Annotated in this window: 1 protein-coding gene and 1 pseudogene; one reads left to right on the forward strand and one right to left on the reverse strand. The window is 60.5% G+C overall.

Translation table 11 applies throughout. The features are described 5' to 3' along the window. Nucleotides 1-857 (reverse strand): Orn/Lys/Arg decarboxylase N-terminal domain-containing protein (locus PLN84_RS13195; RefSeq protein ID WP_348532181.1); only part of this gene is annotated, 857 nt, incomplete at its 3' end. Between the two features lie 355 nt (nt 858-1,212). Between PLN84_RS13195 and PLN84_RS13200 the strand changes: the two are divergent. After that, nucleotides 1,213-1,820 (forward strand): annotated as a pseudogene (locus PLN84_RS13200) (alpha-amylase); the annotation flags it as partial.

The raw sequence follows: 1,820 nt of genomic DNA on the forward strand, positions 1-1,820 counted from the left end.
CCGTACTCGTTTCGGGCCGGTATGAGGTAGACGGGGACTGCCCCGGTCATGATGATCGCGTGCATCACGGACGCATGACAGTTCCGGTCCACGAGGACGATATCGCCGGGAGTGACGGTCGAAAGCCAGACGATCTTGTTCGCAGCCGACGTGCCGCCGGTGACAAAGTAGGTCCGGTCGGCCCCGAAGACCTCCGCGGCTTTCTTTTCCGCCTCCCCGACGACGCCGGAGTGCTCCAGGAGCGAGCCGAGATCCGGTACCGATGCCGAGAGATCGGCCCTGAGAGCGTTCTCGCCGAAGAAGTCGTAGAATATCCGGCCCGGGGCGCTCTTGAGGAACGCGACACCGCCCATGTGCCCCGGCGTGTGCCAGGAGTAGCGGTACTCCTCGACGTAGTCCATCAGCCCCTGGAAGAACGGCGGGAGGACGTCGGCGAGGTAGTTCTTTGCCGCCCGCTTGATGTGACCGGCGATGAAGCCTGGGGTGTCCTCAAGTTTCCAGATGTAGCCGTCGATCCGGGATATGACAGAGAGAGGTATGGCGGAGATCGCCAGTTTCTCGGTGTTCAAGAATATCGGAACTTTGGGGTTTCGTTCCCGGATGAGGGTGATGACGTCTCGCGCGGTGAACATGCCGTCCACGGGCTCGGGGGTGAGTTCCCAGTCAATGATGATGCAGCTCACGTGCGGGTGCGAAAGAAACGCGTGGACCCCGTCGCGAGCGGTCAGCGCCTCGATGACGGGGAAATCTTCCTTCTTCAGTTCTTTCACGATCTCCCGCGACGACCGGCCCTCTGCGGTATCCGAGTGCAGTTCGTCGTCGATGATGAGAACGGGAAACTCTTCCAGGTAGTCCATACGGCCACACTTCCTGAAGGTGATCGGGAGGGGTCGCTTTAGAACGTTGTGGTCGGGAGGCTTTCATCCGGGTTCGAACGATGTCACCCGAGCTCTCCGCAAGAGGCCGGTCGGGAGCCGTCTTTGTGCATATCCGCACCGTCCTTACAGCGAATCCATCGACGCTCACGCTAGAACCCCGCTACGCGGCAGGTGTTCTTCCTGTTTGAGGGTCCCCGGGGTCCCGGGACCCTCCACTCTTTCCCGGGAGAGAATGCGCGTTGGCGACCGGAGTACCGGGCGCGAGAAGAAGCGGAACCTCGAAAGATATTCCGGATTGACGACATTTATATATGCAAACGGCCATTTAGCACTGATGACAGGCGAGGACTCAAATTCACCGGCGGTCTGTCTGGGATTTGACATTCACTATCCCTGCTACCTCAATCCCGGATTTCGACCAGATACGGTGAAGGGAAAGAGAAATCTGAAGGATAGTTACTTCAACCCGGACGCGAAGGAAGACTTCGGAAGGATCATCGACCGTTCCTTCACGCCGGCGACGGAGATCCTCCTCGATCTTCTCGATGACGGGCTGAAGTGCGCCGTCAGCATCTCCGGGGCGGTCGTGGAGCACCTCGAAGCGTGGTATCCCGGGACACTCGAACTCCTCTCCTGCGTGGCAACCCACCGGAACGTCGAAGTCCTGGGGGCGACCTACTACCACAGCGTCGCCGGTCAGTTCTCCGACCTCGCAGAGTTCTCGGACGAGGTCCGTATGCACTGCGACCTGATGAACGAGCACTTCTCAGTCACGCCGACCACGTTTGCGCACACCGACTACCCTATCAGCCCTGCCACCGCAAGGGCGCTTACCGGAGCCGGAATTCACGCGGCCATCATCGAAGGGAGCGAGGGACCCGGGGCGGAGAGGGACCCGAACTACACCTACACCTACCGGGGCCTCCCGGTCCTCGTCACCCA

Origin of the sequence: Methanoculleus sp. (assembly GCF_035363275.1) — an archaeon.
In the GTDB taxonomy this organism is placed as follows: domain Archaea; phylum Halobacteriota; class Methanomicrobia; order Methanomicrobiales; family Methanoculleaceae; genus Methanoculleus.